The 13,578-nt window shown below is 45.1% G+C and carries 15 protein-coding genes and 1 CRISPR repeat array (1 of these 16 only partly in view); of the genes, 7 read left to right on the plus strand and 8 right to left on the minus strand.

Annotation, left to right across the window (positions count from 1 at the left end; all coding sequences use genetic code 11):
- From QUA80_RS23035 to QUA80_RS23045, 3 genes are all read left to right on the plus strand, one after another.
- Window positions 1–339: hypothetical protein (locus QUA80_RS23035; RefSeq protein WP_333427347.1), on the plus strand; the 339-nt coding region annotated here is incomplete at its 5' end.
- Between the two features lie 12 nt (window positions 340–351).
- Complete coding sequence (locus tag QUA80_RS23040; RefSeq protein WP_015175484.1) at window positions 352–834, plus strand: hypothetical protein; 483 nt, start codon at window positions 352–354, stop codon at window positions 832–834.
- A 4-nt stretch (window positions 835–838) separates the two neighbouring features.
- Window positions 839–1,237 carry a hypothetical protein gene (locus tag QUA80_RS23045; RefSeq protein ID WP_333427348.1) on the plus strand — a complete coding sequence of 133 codons (399 nt, stop codon included), beginning with the start codon at window positions 839–841 and terminating at the stop codon, window positions 1,235–1,237.
- 78 nt (window positions 1,238–1,315) lie between these two features.
- Here QUA80_RS23045 and QUA80_RS23050 read toward each other — a convergent pair whose 3' ends face one another.
- On the minus strand, window positions 1,316–1,477 hold the full coding sequence (locus QUA80_RS23050; protein ID WP_333427349.1) for a hypothetical protein: 162 nt from the start codon (window positions 1,475–1,477) through the stop codon (window positions 1,316–1,318).
- A 16-nt stretch (window positions 1,478–1,493) separates the two neighbouring features.
- On the minus strand, window positions 1,494–2,780 hold the full coding sequence (locus tag QUA80_RS23055; protein ID WP_333427350.1) for a Glu/Leu/Phe/Val dehydrogenase: 1,287 nt from the start codon (window positions 2,778–2,780) through the stop codon (window positions 1,494–1,496).
- 407 nt (window positions 2,781–3,187) lie between these two features.
- On the opposite strand from QUA80_RS23055, the gene QUA80_RS23060 reads away from it, so the two are divergent.
- The gene (locus QUA80_RS23060; protein ID WP_333427351.1) at window positions 3,188–3,799 is read left to right on the plus strand and encodes a DUF4126 domain-containing protein; all 612 of its coding nucleotides are present in this window, start codon (window positions 3,188–3,190) and stop codon (window positions 3,797–3,799) included.
- A 208-nt stretch (window positions 3,800–4,007) separates the two neighbouring features.
- Here the strand turns inward: QUA80_RS23060 and hemH are convergent, their stop codons facing one another.
- Complete coding sequence (gene hemH / locus QUA80_RS23065; protein ID WP_333427352.1) at window positions 4,008–5,171, minus strand: ferrochelatase; 1,164 nt, start codon at window positions 5,169–5,171, stop codon at window positions 4,008–4,010.
- Window positions 5,172–5,265: 94 nt separating this feature from the next.
- Here hemH and QUA80_RS23070 point away from each other — a divergent pair, with 94 nt between their 5' ends.
- Together QUA80_RS23070 and QUA80_RS23080 are read left to right on the plus strand one after the other, a co-directional pair.
- Window positions 5,266–5,439, plus strand: coding sequence for a hypothetical protein (locus QUA80_RS23070; RefSeq protein WP_333427353.1), 174 nt, complete (start codon window positions 5,266–5,268; stop codon window positions 5,437–5,439).
- 259 nt (window positions 5,440–5,698) lie between these two features.
- Entirely contained in the window at window positions 5,699–5,896 is a 198-nt protein-coding gene (locus tag QUA80_RS23080; RefSeq protein WP_333427355.1) for a hypothetical protein, read from the plus strand.
- Between the two features lie 322 nt (window positions 5,897–6,218).
- On the opposite strand, the gene QUA80_RS23085 is transcribed toward QUA80_RS23080, so the two are convergent.
- The 3 genes from QUA80_RS23085 to QUA80_RS23095 form a co-directional block, all read right to left on the minus strand.
- Complete coding sequence (locus QUA80_RS23085; protein WP_333427356.1) at window positions 6,219–7,340, minus strand: hypothetical protein; 1,122 nt, start codon at window positions 7,338–7,340, stop codon at window positions 6,219–6,221.
- A 354-nt stretch (window positions 7,341–7,694) separates the two neighbouring features.
- Window positions 7,695–8,411 carry a GDYXXLXY domain-containing protein gene (locus QUA80_RS23090; RefSeq protein ID WP_333427357.1) on the minus strand — a complete coding sequence of 239 codons (717 nt, stop codon included), beginning with the start codon at window positions 8,409–8,411 and terminating at the stop codon, window positions 7,695–7,697.
- Between the two features lie 116 nt (window positions 8,412–8,527).
- Window positions 8,528–9,949, minus strand: a complete 1,422-nt coding sequence (locus QUA80_RS23095) for a DUF2157 domain-containing protein (protein ID WP_333427358.1) — start codon at window positions 9,947–9,949, stop codon at window positions 8,528–8,530.
- 191 nt (window positions 9,950–10,140) lie between these two features.
- Between QUA80_RS23095 and QUA80_RS23100 the strand changes: the two genes are divergently transcribed.
- Entirely contained in the window at window positions 10,141–10,794 is a 654-nt protein-coding gene (locus QUA80_RS23100) for a Uma2 family endonuclease (RefSeq protein ID WP_333427359.1), read from the plus strand.
- Window positions 10,795–10,960: 166 nt separating this feature from the next.
- Here the strand turns inward: QUA80_RS23100 and QUA80_RS23105 are convergent, their stop codons facing one another.
- Both QUA80_RS23105 and QUA80_RS23110 read right to left on the minus strand, forming a co-directional pair.
- Window positions 10,961–11,107, minus strand: coding sequence for a hypothetical protein (locus QUA80_RS23105; RefSeq protein ID WP_333427360.1), 147 nt, complete (start codon window positions 11,105–11,107; stop codon window positions 10,961–10,963).
- Window positions 11,108–11,130: 23 nt separating this feature from the next.
- Window positions 11,131–11,973, minus strand: a complete 843-nt coding sequence (locus QUA80_RS23110; protein WP_333427361.1) for a GNAT family N-acetyltransferase — start codon at window positions 11,971–11,973, stop codon at window positions 11,131–11,133.
- Between the two features lie 79 nt (window positions 11,974–12,052).
- Window positions 12,053–13,578: a CRISPR direct-repeat array (repeat unit 37 nt; unit sequence GTTTCAATCCCTAATAGGGGTTTAGTTTGATTGCGGC); it runs 1,297 nt beyond the window's last position.

Here is a 13,578-nt window from a genome sequence, read left to right on the forward strand (position 1 = left end):
AGCAGACAACAGTCGCTAACTGACTCTCTGTCTTCATCTGGAGTGCTGGCGAGCGCGCGCAAACTTGACATGCTCCCGCAAATACTGCTGCAAGATGCTAAGGCTCAACCTGCCATCATGATTCAAGGCGGTTCCAGGAGACCGCTAGGAGATGCTCCCAGATTGGTTGCCAACTATGGCGGTCAGCCTGAAGATTGGTATAAAATGGCTAGTAACCAAAGCGCGATTATCGAAGGATCTGTCGTTGAAATCCATTGGTATAGAAATGCCCGCACTCTCCTAAATGTTGAGTACAAAATCAAACGTACATACCCCAAAATAGCACCTAAAAACCAGTGAGGTTAATATACTATGAAGATTCGCTGCATTGCCAATCAAGGGGCTTATTTGCCGGAAACTTACCTAAATCCACCGTTAGACATCACCAAAGAAACTGAATTTAAACTGATAGTAGGTAAAGAGTATATTGTCTATGCTATCTCTGAATGGCAAGGGAATTTATCGTACTATATTTGCGATGAGCGGTATACTTATTATCCCATACACAATCCAGCCCCGTTATTTGAGATAGTAGATGCCAGATATTCTCGATATTGGCAAGTGCAATTAGCAACTAACGGTTTGTTAGAGATTGCTTTTGAGCATTGGTTTTCCATACCTTATTTTTACGATAAACTAACGGACGGAGAAGAAGGAACAGTTTTGATTTTTGAGAAAATGAAAGAGCTCATGGATGCTGAAGCTGCAATTCCTCAACCCCAACCTTTCTCAGTTGAGGAATTGCTCGCGATGCCTCCATTGCAGCCCGACAAACTAGCAAAAGTCCCTGGTTGAAATCATGTCAAACCACCAAAATCAACCTAGAGAATACGATGCCGTCCTCGGCGGCCAAAATCCGCCCCCGATAGATGCTGCTGTCTTAGGAGGCATCTCTGGCCTTAAAAGCCGCTTAGCCTCGCCCGTTGTCTACATTAGAATCTCCGCACTCCCCGAAGCGCCTAAATATGGGGAAGCAGGCTTGGATTTGATAATTCAAGCATTGCAAGATCGGATAATGTCGGTGAGATTTGCTGCCTATTTGCTGCTAAAAGATCGCGATGAGGAGAAGATAAAACAATATTTACGAACCTATAATACATCTGACTTTGATGTCATCATAGAAGATGCTTATGGAAAAGAAAACAGCAGCAGTAACTCATTTGCTGACTTTTTTCCCAATATCGTAAAAAGGGATTGAAATCGGCGGTTTGAATCCCCTCTACACAAACTTTATTCCCCGCAACGCGAGACTAAGAGAACATAGCCGTGTTTTGCGTTATTTGAAAATATCTTTCCGCTTCTGCAACAGCAAAGTTGCGCTCAAATCAACGGCTGCGTGCAAACCTAAAATTCCCCAATTCAAAGCCAAGTTTTGCCAAGTTGGTTTGTAGACTGCGCTCTTCTCGAATAAGTGCGGTAAGATTGTACGATCGCACAATCTTACCGCGCTTCCCTCAACCCTTTATATAATAATCCCGCGTTCCCTTCGCATTCATCGCTTCTCCGAGTCGATTTAACCCGTACACGTAAGCAGCAGTTCTCATGGAAACAGACAATTCCTGAGATTTTTTCCAAATTGCTTCTGTTTCTTCGACCATTTTATGCTTCAACCGTTGGTTGACCTCATCCAGCGTCCAATAGAGTCCGCTGCGGTTTTGCACCCACTCAAAATAACTAACCGTTACGCCTCCGGCATTGACTAAAATATCAGGAATTACCTGAATTCCCCTCGCTTCTAAAATCAAATCAGCAGCCGAATCAATCGGGCCGTTAGCTACTTCAAAAATAAACTTAGCCTTAACATCATTAACATTGGCTTCCGTTATTTGATTCTCCAAAGCTGCTGGAACCAGCACGTCTACATCTAATGCTAAAAGTTGTTCATTTGTCAAGATTTCGTGTTCGATAATATTACAAACTGAACCTTCGCAGTAAAGAGCTTTGATACCTTTGTTAGACTCTTTAAAGCCTCGAATACTGGGGATGTCCAGCCCTTGTTTAGCATAAATTCCCCCTTGGGAATCGCTGACAGCAACAACTTTGTAACCTACTTTCCAGAGCAGTTCAGCTATTTCTGCACCGGCATTACCAAAACCTTGTACTGCGACAGTTGTATCTTGAGGATTTAGCTCAAATTTGGGCAAGATAGTTTGTACTACAAAAAAAGCACCCATTGCTGTTGCGGTATCTCTACCTAAACTGCCGCCGATTGTCACTGGTTTACCAGTCACAACCGCTGGAGAAAGCTGCCGCTTAATAATATTGTACTGATCCATCATCCAACCCATAATCATGGGATTGGTGTAGACATCCGGCGCGGGAATATCGACATCGGGGCCGATGAAATCTGCGATCGCATCGACATAGCCCCGGCTCAACCGTTCCAATTCCAGTTTGGACAATTCCTTGGGATTGAGAGTAATTCCGCCCTTGGCCCCTCCAAAAGGCAAGTTCAAAACTGCACATTTAAAAGTCATCCAAAAGGCTAAGGATTGCACTTCATCAAGGCATACTCCCGGATGATAGCGCACTCCTCCTTTAGACGGGCCTCTGGTATTGTCGTAGCGCACTCGATAACCTTGAAAAATTCGCAGGGAACCGTCATCCATCCGCACGGGAATCGATACCACTAAACTGGATTTGGGGTGTTTCAGCCGTTCGATTGTATCTTCGGAAAGCGACACATATTTTAAGGCTCGTTCTAATCGACGGCTGGCATCGGCAAATAATGAATCAGACATAATTGGAAGGAAGAAGGAAAGCACGACACGGATTTTGACACGGATACACGGATTAATTATTTAGTGTCCGTCAGATTTTTAAGTCAGAGGGAAGAAAGAAGAATAGCTGACATCTTAATTTTAAGTATCTCGGCTGATCTACTGGTTTTCCTATACATTTTAATTTAATCACAATCCAGGTGGAATTCTGTCAACTGTCAACGGTCAACTCTTCACAAACTGCCTGGTGTCGATCGACAATATCGCAGTGCCAAGCAGGATTAAGCAGATACACTTACAATAGAGGGTGATATTTAAGTTCAAGCCCCAATTTGAGTTCTATCGCTCAAATCACAGCCAGCCATCAGGGGAATTAAATTCTGAAATAGATCGAGGCTTTAGCTGACGTTAGAAACTGAATTATTATTATGGTTGGACTCCTAGCCGCACTCTCTGGGTCTGCGGCAGGGGGTATGAGAATTGCCCTGCCCCTGCTGTTAATTGGTTTGTTGCGGATTGACAAACTTTGGTCGGAAATACCTCTCTTGTCGGGGGTTCCCCCCCAGGTGGCGATCGCCATCTTGGTGAGTTGGTCGCTGTTAGAGTTATTTGCTTCTAAAACCTTTGTAGGACAGCGGGTACTGCAAATTGTGCAAATTATTTTCAGCCCCATTGTAGGAGCAATTATGGGAATTGCGATCGCTCAAGTAAGTTCGATCGAAGAAACTATTGCTCACCCTTGGATGCTGTGGATAATTGGTATTGTCGGAGGTTTGTTGGCTTTAGTGCTGCAACTGGTACAAGCCGGATGGTTTTACCGGCTGCGGGGTTTGCCGATTTGGGTGATTTTCCTCCAAGATGTTCTGTGCATTTCCTTGGTTTTGTTTGCCTTTGACGCCCCGCAGCAGGGAGGGTTAGTTGCTATGATGCTGCTGTGGCTGGCAATTCGCAGTTCTAAAGAGTGGTATCGCTGGTACAAAAGTCAGGGAATACCGGGCGATAAGGGAAATCCCCGCCGCCGCAAGCGCGATCCTGATTAATTAGTGATTAGTGATTGGTGATTAGTTATTGGTGATTAGTTATATCGTTTACGGTTGTTTCGGAATGATTTAACCGCAGAGACCGCAGAGGGCGCCCAGGAAGAGAATATAGAGATGAATAATTCCGATCCCAACGGATTTGATATCATTAGTCATTTGTAACAACAGTCAACAGTCAACGGTCAACTGTCAACTGTCAACTGTCAATTTAAAGCAATCCGATCGAGTGTAGCGGGCCCTGACCCGTAATTAACTCCATCAATAGTGCGATAAAACCAATCATTGCTAAACGACCGTTCCAGACTTCCGCCCCCGTAGTCAAACCCCACTCCCACTGCTCTTGAGGGTACATTTTCACTATTTTGGAAGGGCGTATAACATCAGAGAATTTAACGCTGGGAGATTCGAGCGACTCGATGACTAAATCGGCCAAGGCTTCAATAAACACCGGATGAGTATTTAGGGCGGGCACTCGGTAGAAATTCAGAATTCCCGATTCTTCTGCTAATTCTCGATACTCCATGTCAATTTCTTGTAGAGTCTCGATGTGTTCGGAAACAAAACTAATCGGAACTACCAACAAATCTTGGACTCCATTTTCTGCCAATTCGGTAATGGCGTCTTCGGTGTAAGGCTTGAGCCATTCCACCGGGCCAACCCGACTTTGATAAGCTAGAGTGTGTTCGTTCGATCGGTTCAAATTTTCCATAATCAGACGAGTGCAATCTTCTATCTCGCGCTGATAGGGGTCTCCAGCCTCTTCTACGTAGCTGAGGGGGACGCCGTGGGCGCTGAAAAAGATGTGAACTCGATCGGGATCAGGATTGTGGTCTAGTTCTTGGGCAATCAATTCCGACATTGCCTGAATGTAGCCTGGCCGCTGATACCAAGAAGGAATAGCGGTATATTCTATATCCTTGAGATCTGGATCTTTGCCCCACATTTCTTCTAGCTGCCGGAAGCTAGAACCGCTGGTGCTGATCGAAAATTGAGGATACAGCGGCAAAATGGTCAAATGTTCGATGCGATCGCGCTTAATTTTGGCTAGTGCCTCTTCGGTAAAAGGATGCCAGTAGCGCATCCCCACGTAAACTCGAGCATCCTGTCCCTTAGACTGCAAGAGTTCTTGCAGAGAAGCGGCTTGTTCCTCGGTAATCCGCCGTAAAGGAGAGCCGCCACCGATTTGGCGGTAGTTTTCCTGGGATTTCTGAAAACGCAGGGTCGAAATTAACCAGGCGAGCGGTTTTTGCATCCACGGAAACGGAATGCGAATGATTTCCGGGTCAGCAAACAAATTGAACAGGAAAGGACGGACATCCTCGATTTGATCTGGCCCGCCCAAGTTTAATAGCAATACTCCCACACGACCCATAGCGGTTACAGCTCTCCCATCGTCTCAGTTCTGTTACTTATCTTTATCATATAACTTAATAATATCTTAAATCGATAGCAAGGTATACATAATTTTGACTGTGGCAAGAATTTTGAGAGATTTAAGTTATCGGTATCAGTGGCTGTACGATACGATCGCGCGTCTGACTGCTTTGAGCGTAGGCGGCCAGGCTCGTTTGGGTCAACGACGCTGGGAAAATTTGACCGTCAGCGCGGAAACTAAAGTTTTAGACCTTGTGCTGCGGTAGCGGTCAAACTACGCAATTTCACGTGCAATATTCCCAGGATGTCACAGGACTTGACGCTTCGCCATTCTCTCTGTAACCGGCCAGGAAAAATGTGCCATCACCCAATTATGTAGAAGCTTTTGCCGAGTCGATGCCTTCTGCCGACTGTCAGTTTGACTTGGTATACAGCAGCGTTGCGATGCACGAAATGCGATCGCCACAGTTGCGATAAATCTTTCAAGAAGTGTACCGCGCGATCGATCCCGATGGTCTATTCATTTTGGTAGATTTTCATCGGCATACAAATCCGGTATTTAAGCCTGGGTTTGCTGTATTTTTGTGGTTGTTTGAGACTGAAACTGCTTGGAACTTGAGCGAAACAGACTTGGGGAGTTTGTTTGCCGAGGTGGGATTGCGATGTACAATTCCGAAGAAACTCAACAACCCAAAATTTTTGCTGGCGGCAGAATTCAAGTAATCCAAGTTCAAAAGTCATATCAAATCCGGTAGCATCGTCTGGCGTCAAATCCAGTCAACCGTCAACAATCACCAAAGGTGCAATCGGAATAGATATAATTTATCTGCGTTAATCTGTGTTTATCTGCCCTCATCTGCGGTAAAAACAAGAAAAATCAACCGCAGATGACAATGGATTGACGCTGATTCACGCAGATAAAGAGAATAGATATCTGAATAATTCCGATCCTAACAGATTTGATATCATTGCTTTCCGGATCAATCAAAAAATCGGCAGCAATAAGTCTACTACTGACTAATGACTACTGACTAACGACTGCTAACTAAACAAACTTTTTCGCTTCTGCCAAAGCCGCCTCAAACTTAAGCAATACATCCTTTTCTGTGTGAATAACTTTCTCTTGTTCCAGCAGCGGGCGGCCAAAGCGAAAAATGCCGTCCTGTTCTACGTGCTCTACATAAGGCAGCGTTTCTGGATGCGGCAAAAATTTTCTGCCGATGGTGTACGGCGTGTGGAAAGAAAAACTAAAATCGGGAAACTTGTCGCTTTTGATTTCAAGATAGTAAAGCGAGTAATAATCTTTGGTTTCGCAGTACAGACATTCGCGGCACTTATTTACAAGTTTGCGGTTCTGATAGAAAAAATCCCACTTGTCCCAATAGTAGCCATCTTTCATCATTTCCTGGTGGTCGTCGCACAGTTCGAGATATAATTTATCAGCATCCGCCGGACGGTAGAAGTAAAGCATGGCGTAGGGCATTTCAATCAGTAACTTGACTGCTTGATTTTTTCGCTGGTACCATTCCTGCTGGTGAGCTTCGTAAATTTCCTTATATTTAATTGCTTTAAAGCTGTTGAGCTGATTTTCTTTGGCCCAGCGCGATGCCCAAACAGTCCAGTAAGCTAGCTGGAAGGTTGCTGAAATTTCCGCCGAACCTTGTTCTTTCCAGTCGGCAATGATTTTTTCCCAAGCTGAACTAAAAGCTACTCGTGATTGTTCGTTTTCTTCAAGCTTTTCTGTATTGGTTGGGGTGGGTATTTGGCGATTATTTTTAATCAGCCCTTTGGGTTCTTTGCGCCAATTATTAATATCGGTTGGCGTTAGACTTAAGATTAATCTTCTGTCGTGAACGGGATATTCTAAATGGATTCCTGATTTGCGGAAAGAGCGGTATTCTAAAATAGGGAGTTTGTCTTGTTCAATCCACTGCTGGCGTTCTGCTGGCGAACACTTGAGTATTGCTTCTAATTCTACCGGATCGACGGCTAATTCACTTTTGAATGTCTCCCAAAATCTTTCTTGTTCGGCTGGATTTGTTTCCAGCAGGGATACAATTCGGTTGACGAGTTGATCGGTTTTGTCTTGGCAATTTTCGGGAAGTCCTAAGAAGTCGAGGAGTTTGGTCTTGACTATTCGTCTGGCAGAGATTAGCTCGGCTAACATGAGAAGCTCCAGTAGAGTCATGAGTTGCGCCCTTGAACTGGCAAGATTTGCACAAGTCTTATATATCTTAATAGATTCTCCTGGATTGTCGGCAATTGAAATGTCCGCGCGAGCGAAGCTATCCCCAACGCGCGTGCGAGCCCGTTGCGGTAGGGAATCGCCCAACCTCCGCACCCTCCCTAAGCTAAAATACTCAAAACAAGACAACCTTTTGGCTAAATTGGCTAAAACTCATAGGTTGCACCATTCTCAATTACTTGTTTAGGAACAGGCTTTTCGGCCCGTTCCGCGAGAAAATTTATATTTTGTGGAACAGGCAAGATGCCTGTTCCTGACAATGGTGCAAGATATCAGCTAAAATCGATAATTGCGATCGCGCACCCACAAACTCACAGGCACAGCATGGCCTGTTTTGTCAATCTTTACTTCTACCAAAAAAGATTGTCGCTGCTTCCTTTGAGCTTCGCTAATCTCCTGATTGACTTTTTCCCTTTCGTCCTCTGGCATATAATAAGTTTCTAAGCCGTATTCCATCCGCCAACCGTTATATTTGCCCTTAATTGCGATTTGGTTGGCGGGCAAATTGCCGGGATTTTCCAGACTGACGCGGACGGGTTTCCAAGCTTGGGGGCGGCCGGGATTAGTCGCGGTTTTTGGCGCTTCTAAGATTACATAAAAACTGGTTTTTGGCTTGACATTGTACGGATTTTTGGGACAAACAATTCCGGGCGGACAAGGTGTTTTTTCGGTAGGTAAATCTTTCCAGCCGGGAAGTTTTTGGAGATTTGTGAGATCGGAAATATCATAGCTCAAAACTTGGTAATATCCGCGCAAAAAGTCGTAAGGGTCTACTGGTGCTGTTTGCAGGACAACTGTTTTGCCAGTAATAAAAGTGTAAACTGCTGTCGCGGGTACGGCGGCAATTAGTCCGATTTGCAGCAGCAAAGGAACCCACAGCCGCCACGCGGGAAGGCGTTTCGCAGCGGGGGGAAGGGTGAAGGATGGAGGAGTAGCGCCGGTATCTGCTATTTCGGAACTTTTATCTGTTAAATCTTGCTGTTCGGTGTTCATATTGGGAATAGGGAATAGGGAATTGGTTCGCAGAATAATATTGTTGAGCTGTGAATCGGCACAATCATCTTCGGAGTGCAGTGCGAGGGGGACGATCGCACTATAGTAGAATGCTCCTATTCATGGGGGATTTTGGCGAAGTGGCGCTCGAACCACAAACCAGCAGCAATTACGCCAATTCCGCACAAAACAAATACAAAAGATTTGAGCAACAATCCTGTGTTGTATTCAAAGACTCGGCTGATAATTTGCAGGGTGATTAATACCAGGCCTCCCCAAAAACTCTGGCGGTTTCCTAAAGCTAAACCTTCTCGGATTAAGCCGACAGCGAGCAGAAATGATAAAACATTGAACAGAAAAGTCGCTAATTCGGGAATCCGAATAAAATTCAAGTGGTAAAGCGGTATTAAAGCGGTGATGAGTATCAAAAGTCCGATCGCACCTGTGGTCAAATCGACTCCTTTTTGTTTGTGCCGCCGCGGTTCCAAACGTCCCAAACGCAGCCATTCAAACACCGTTAAAGCGCCCAAAACAGCCACATTTGTTGTAAAAAGATTCCAACTCCAATCGGGCTGTGGGGGCGCAGGATTGAGGTAAGGATTGGGGGCATCCGGCCAAAACCAGTGGAAAGAAAGAATATAAAAAAGACTGGCGAGAAACACGAGTGCGAAACTGCGGGCGGTAGGTTGAAACAGCCTGCTGTCTATATTCGGCCACATTGCATCGTCGTATCCCCACAGCAAAGCGGGCGGTAGGGCGCAAAAAATTATCACAGCCCAAGTTTGATTTAACCCTTGGACGATAGAAACTTGTAGGGACAAAATTAGGACGATCGCACCTATGGCAAAAATAGCACGCGATCGACACCAATAAGCCAGCGGCACAAACATTATACTGGCTGCGATCGGCATTTGCCGCACCAAAACTTCCACCCAAGAAAACTCGACTTTGGAAGAGAAATCAAACACCGCCAGCCAATAGCCCAAACCGATCAAAAGTGCGGACAAAACGCCCAAGGAAGTCAACCGCAAACTGTAAGCCATTCCGAGCACGCCGATTCCCCAAGCCAGGAAAAGTCCGTAGGAAGAACCGCCTATGTGGAACATTTGCGCCATCAATGCCATATTTGCTCCTAAAATCAGAGCTCCTAATAGCAACAATGCTTCACCTAGGAGTTTGTTTCGCCCTTTTGTTGCGGGCATATTTGGATGGGAGTTTTTGCTTCGGGATGGGGGAATTCGCCACAGATAGAAACCCGCTGCATTGACTGCTACGAAAAGACTTAGCAGCAGCGCAACTCTCACTTCCCGCGACCAAACTTGCCAGTTTGCTGCTACAAAGGTGATGACTCCTATACCGAGGAGAATGCCGCCGAGACTCATCAGAATGCTGAGGAATCGGTTGCGGGAGGCGGTTTCGAGTGTGTTGAATTGGTAGCGTTCCGAAAGTTGTTGGTAGAATGAAGTGTCGATGAGTCCTTCTGCTTGCCAGAGTTTGGCTTGTTCTCGCAACTCGCGCCGAAATTTATCTGAAATCATTGTTTGTATTCCAGAGGATTTGAACTGTGATAGTTTTTAATATGTCACTTGTGGGGCGATCGTCAGTGGAGGCTGGGACACCTGCTGAACTAGCACAGCAGATTCGATCGATCTCCTTTGGCTGTTGAAACCGTTTCTACACAAACAAACTCCCAGCAGAAAGGAACGAATAAATCAAGGAATGTAATTTTATGGTACAAGCTCAATCTAAAAAAATAACTTTTGACGAGTACCTTAATTATTCAAATGATACGGGTCAACGCTATGAGTTAATTGATGGGGAGTTAATAGCTTTGCCGCCAGAATCTGAACCTAATAATTTCATTGCTAACTATCTATTTTTCTATCTTGCTAGCAGCGGGCTAGTGCCACTCAGGCTGATTAAAACGCATAATTGCGAGGTTCAAGTTGCTGTTTTGCGTTGGCGAAGCCCTCGAAGAGGATCGGGAGATGCGGCCAACCGCTACCCCGATTTGATAATTCTGGAACCCGAACACATTCCGCTGACAGCAACCAGGCTAACTATCACTTTCGATATGCTGCCTCCTCGGTTTGTTGTGGAGGTAGTGAGTCCGGGTAGAGTGGGCAGGGATCGGGATTACGATCCTCTTCGAGGGCTTCGCCAACGCAAACGAGCTCAGTACGCAGCGCGGGGCATCGCAGAGTATTGGGCGATCGATCTAATTGAACAAGTAGTGAAGGTTTTGCGGCTTGAGGAGGGACAATATGTTGAGGTTGGGGTATTTCGGGATGGAGAGGCGATCGCATCTCCGATGTTTCCACAGCTATGTTTGACGGTTCAACAGATTTTGAGTGGAGAGGTTGAAGGGCTGGCTAATAGCTAATTGGTTAGCATTCATCTAACCAGTCATTTTTCCTGGTAAGGCAGAATTTTGTTTCAATCCCCGATCGAGTTTTAGTTTGATTGCAACTATGAATCATTTGTTGTCGAGGATGATAATTATTGATGTTTCAATTCCTAATAATGTTTTACGGTAATTGCAACCGGAATTACTTCGCGCTGTCGATCGAACTGGCGATCGCCTGCGGACTGGGAATGTGGCAGGGGTTGTCGATCGGTGAAGCCAGTTTTGACAAAATAGCCGTATTAGCCACAATCACCGCAATACTGTTTGGCACGCGGCAATGGTGGCCCATCAGCTTGTGCTGTTAACTGATGTTTAACCCAGTTCTAAGGTTGTCACCCCAAACACTCGATTTAGGGGTAAAGTTGGTGGCGTTAACGTGTACATTCGTGCAGTTTCAAAAACTGGTTTCATTCGGTACTTCTCAGCCAGATTAATACCTTCTAAATTGGTATCCGGCACATCTAAAAATACAGTAGCATCAGGTACTTTTGCCATTAATCCTTGCAGTAATAATTCGGCAAAACCGACATCATCGGCAAATAACGGCCCTATTTTATACCCCTGACGGCAAACTCTTAAAACGCCATAACCGCTTAGTTTTCCCTGATGTTTGACACCGAAAGCGATTATTTCAGGTTGTTGAATCCAATGCTTTAAAAAAACCGGACGGGGAACAGGAAAATGTTGAGAATCATAGGCTAGAATTTCTTCCCAAGGAACGGTTGAAAGTGGAATCAGATCGTCAGGAACAACGCCAAATCCTAGACCTTGATAACGAATGTGACGGTGAGCTAATTTAAAACCAGATTTTTGATAATTTTCCTGTTGGGCAATAACGCCATCCAAACCAATATTTCGCGTTCCTAAATATTCGATCGCCGCTTGCCACAATTTTAATCCCCATCCCTGGCCCCGAAAGGAAGGTTTGACAATATATAAACCAATAAAACCAAAACTGGAATCATAGGCAACGGCAGAAATTGAACCAATAGGTTCATCATTCAAATAACCCATGAAAAATCCTTGAGGATCGGTTTGAAAAAAAGATTCGGCATCATAATATCCGGGGTTCCAACCTTCTGTGGCTGCCCAATCTACTGCTAAATTAAGTTCCGATATCGTCATCCGGCTAATCATCAATTGTTTTTGGGTCATGTTTTTTTTACTTAAAGTTATTGGATATGGGGTTTTTGGTGGTTGCAACATCGGCTGCCAGTTCATGCGCTGTTACTGCGTTTCAATCCCTAATAGGGGTTTAGTTTGATTGCGGCAAGAGCCTGCGAATCTCCCAAAAGCAATTAAGCTTACTTGTTTCAATCCCTAATAGGGGTTTAGTTTGATTGCGGCGGTCGCCATTCAACAAAGAGTGCTGGCAGTGGTGGGGTTTCAATCCCTAATAGGGGTTTAGTTTGATTGCGGCTTAAAACACGCACGTTTCCAGTTTCAATCAAGCCGAGTACGTTTCAATCCCTAATAGGGGTTTAGTTTGATTGCGGCGTTACAGTTGGTACAGAAAATTAGGGGAAAAAGAGGTTTCAATCCCTAATAGGGGTTTAGTTTGATTGCGGCGTGATCGGCTGTATTTGCGAGCTACCTTGCCACCAAGTTTCAATCCCTAATAGGGGTTTAGTTTGATTGCGGCGTTCTTCCTCCGCCAAAGTTTGTGATCGCGCTTCAACTTCGTTTCAATCCCTAATAGGGGTTTAGTTTGATTGTGGCTTCCTCCTCGATGCCCGGATTTTTTCGAGAGCGATGTGTCAATCCCTAATAGGGGTTTAGTTTGATTGCGGCGAATATCTCAGTAGCCTTGCCGCCGAACATCGGAGGTTTCAATCCCTAATAGGGGTTTAGTTTGATTGCGGCACTTCGCCCGCTCCGGTTGTTAAAAAAGCTGTTACTAAGTTTCAATCCCTAATAGGGGTTTAGTTTGATTGCGGCAATACGAGGTAGGAATTATTGATTTATACAATGTCAGTTTCAATCCCTAATAGGGGTTTAGTTTGATTGCGGCTTCAATCCTGTTAGTGGCACGGTTTTCTGCATTCTCTAGTCCGAGTTTCAATCCCTAATAGGGGTTTAGTTTGATTGCGGCAGACGATCGCGCAAAAAAAGGGGATGGGCCCCGAAGCGGTTGCTTACGTTTCAATCCCTAATAGGGGTTTAGTTTGATTGCGGCGTGGGTCGAGCAGTGGCAGTCGGCTCTTAACGTGGTTTCAATCCCTAATAGGGGTTTAGTTTGATTGCGGCATGATTTAGCATATTTTTGATTTATGCCCAAACAGGAGCTGCAGTTTCAATCCCTAATAGGGGTTTAGTTTGATTGCGGCTCGCAGTGTTTGTCAGGAGTTACGGAATGAGATTGATGGTTTCAATCCCTAATAGGGGTTTAGTTTGATTGCGGCCCGGTGACTATTTACCGAGGCGGTGCGCCCCTAAGTTTCAATCCCTAATAGGGGTTTAGTTTGATTGCGGCTAATTGCGGCCCAGCGCGTAGCTGTCAATCAAATTGTCGTCGCAAGTTTCAATCCCTAATAGGGGTTTAGTTTGATTGCGGCGAATGTCGAGCGCCCTCGGTTTTTTCCTTGGCTGTTTCAATCCCTAATAGGGGTTTAGTTTGATTGCGGCATACCCCGCTTCCAGCAAACCCATTGCAGGATTGAGTTTCAATCCCTAATAGGGGTTTAGTTTGATTGCGGCATAAAAGCAAAAAACACTGAACAATGATAGTAGCCTTTTTGTTTCAATCCCTAATAGGGGTTT

The organism is Microcoleus sp. F4-D5, assembly GCF_036704885.1.
Lineage (GTDB): Bacteria > Cyanobacteriota > Cyanobacteriia > Cyanobacteriales > Microcoleaceae > Microcoleus.

What these genes read in the sequence shown, in the direction of transcription:
- QUA80_RS23040 (WP_015175484.1), top strand. Translation starts at nt 352, where the DNA reads ATGAAGATTCGCTGCATTGCCAATCAAGGGGCTTATTTGCCGGAAACT.
- QUA80_RS23045 (WP_333427348.1), top strand. Translation starts at nt 839, where the DNA reads ATGTCAAACCACCAAAATCAACCTAGAGAATACGATGCCGTCCTCGGC.
- QUA80_RS23055 (WP_333427350.1), bottom strand. Translation starts at nt 2,780, where the DNA reads ATGTCTGATTCATTATTTGCCGATGCCAGCCGTCGATTAGAACGAGCC.
- QUA80_RS23060 (WP_333427351.1), top strand. Translation starts at nt 3,188, where the DNA reads ATGGTTGGACTCCTAGCCGCACTCTCTGGGTCTGCGGCAGGGGGTATG.
- hemH (WP_333427352.1), bottom strand. Translation starts at nt 5,171, where the DNA reads ATGGGTCGTGTGGGAGTATTGCTATTAAACTTGGGCGGGCCAGATCAA.
- QUA80_RS23085 (WP_333427356.1), bottom strand. Translation starts at nt 7,340, where the DNA reads ATGTTAGCCGAGCTAATCTCTGCCAGACGAATAGTCAAGACCAAACTC.
- QUA80_RS23090 (WP_333427357.1), bottom strand. Translation starts at nt 8,411, where the DNA reads ATGAACACCGAACAGCAAGATTTAACAGATAAAAGTTCCGAAATAGCA.
- QUA80_RS23095 (WP_333427358.1), bottom strand. Translation starts at nt 9,949, where the DNA reads ATGATTTCAGATAAATTTCGGCGCGAGTTGCGAGAACAAGCCAAACTC.
- QUA80_RS23100 (WP_333427359.1), top strand. Translation starts at nt 10,141, where the DNA reads ATGGTACAAGCTCAATCTAAAAAAATAACTTTTGACGAGTACCTTAAT.
- QUA80_RS23105 (WP_333427360.1), bottom strand. Translation starts at nt 11,107, where the DNA reads ATGGGCCACCATTGCCGCGTGCCAAACAGTATTGCGGTGATTGTGGCT.
- QUA80_RS23110 (WP_333427361.1), bottom strand. Translation starts at nt 11,973, where the DNA reads ATGACCCAAAAACAATTGATGATTAGCCGGATGACGATATCGGAACTT.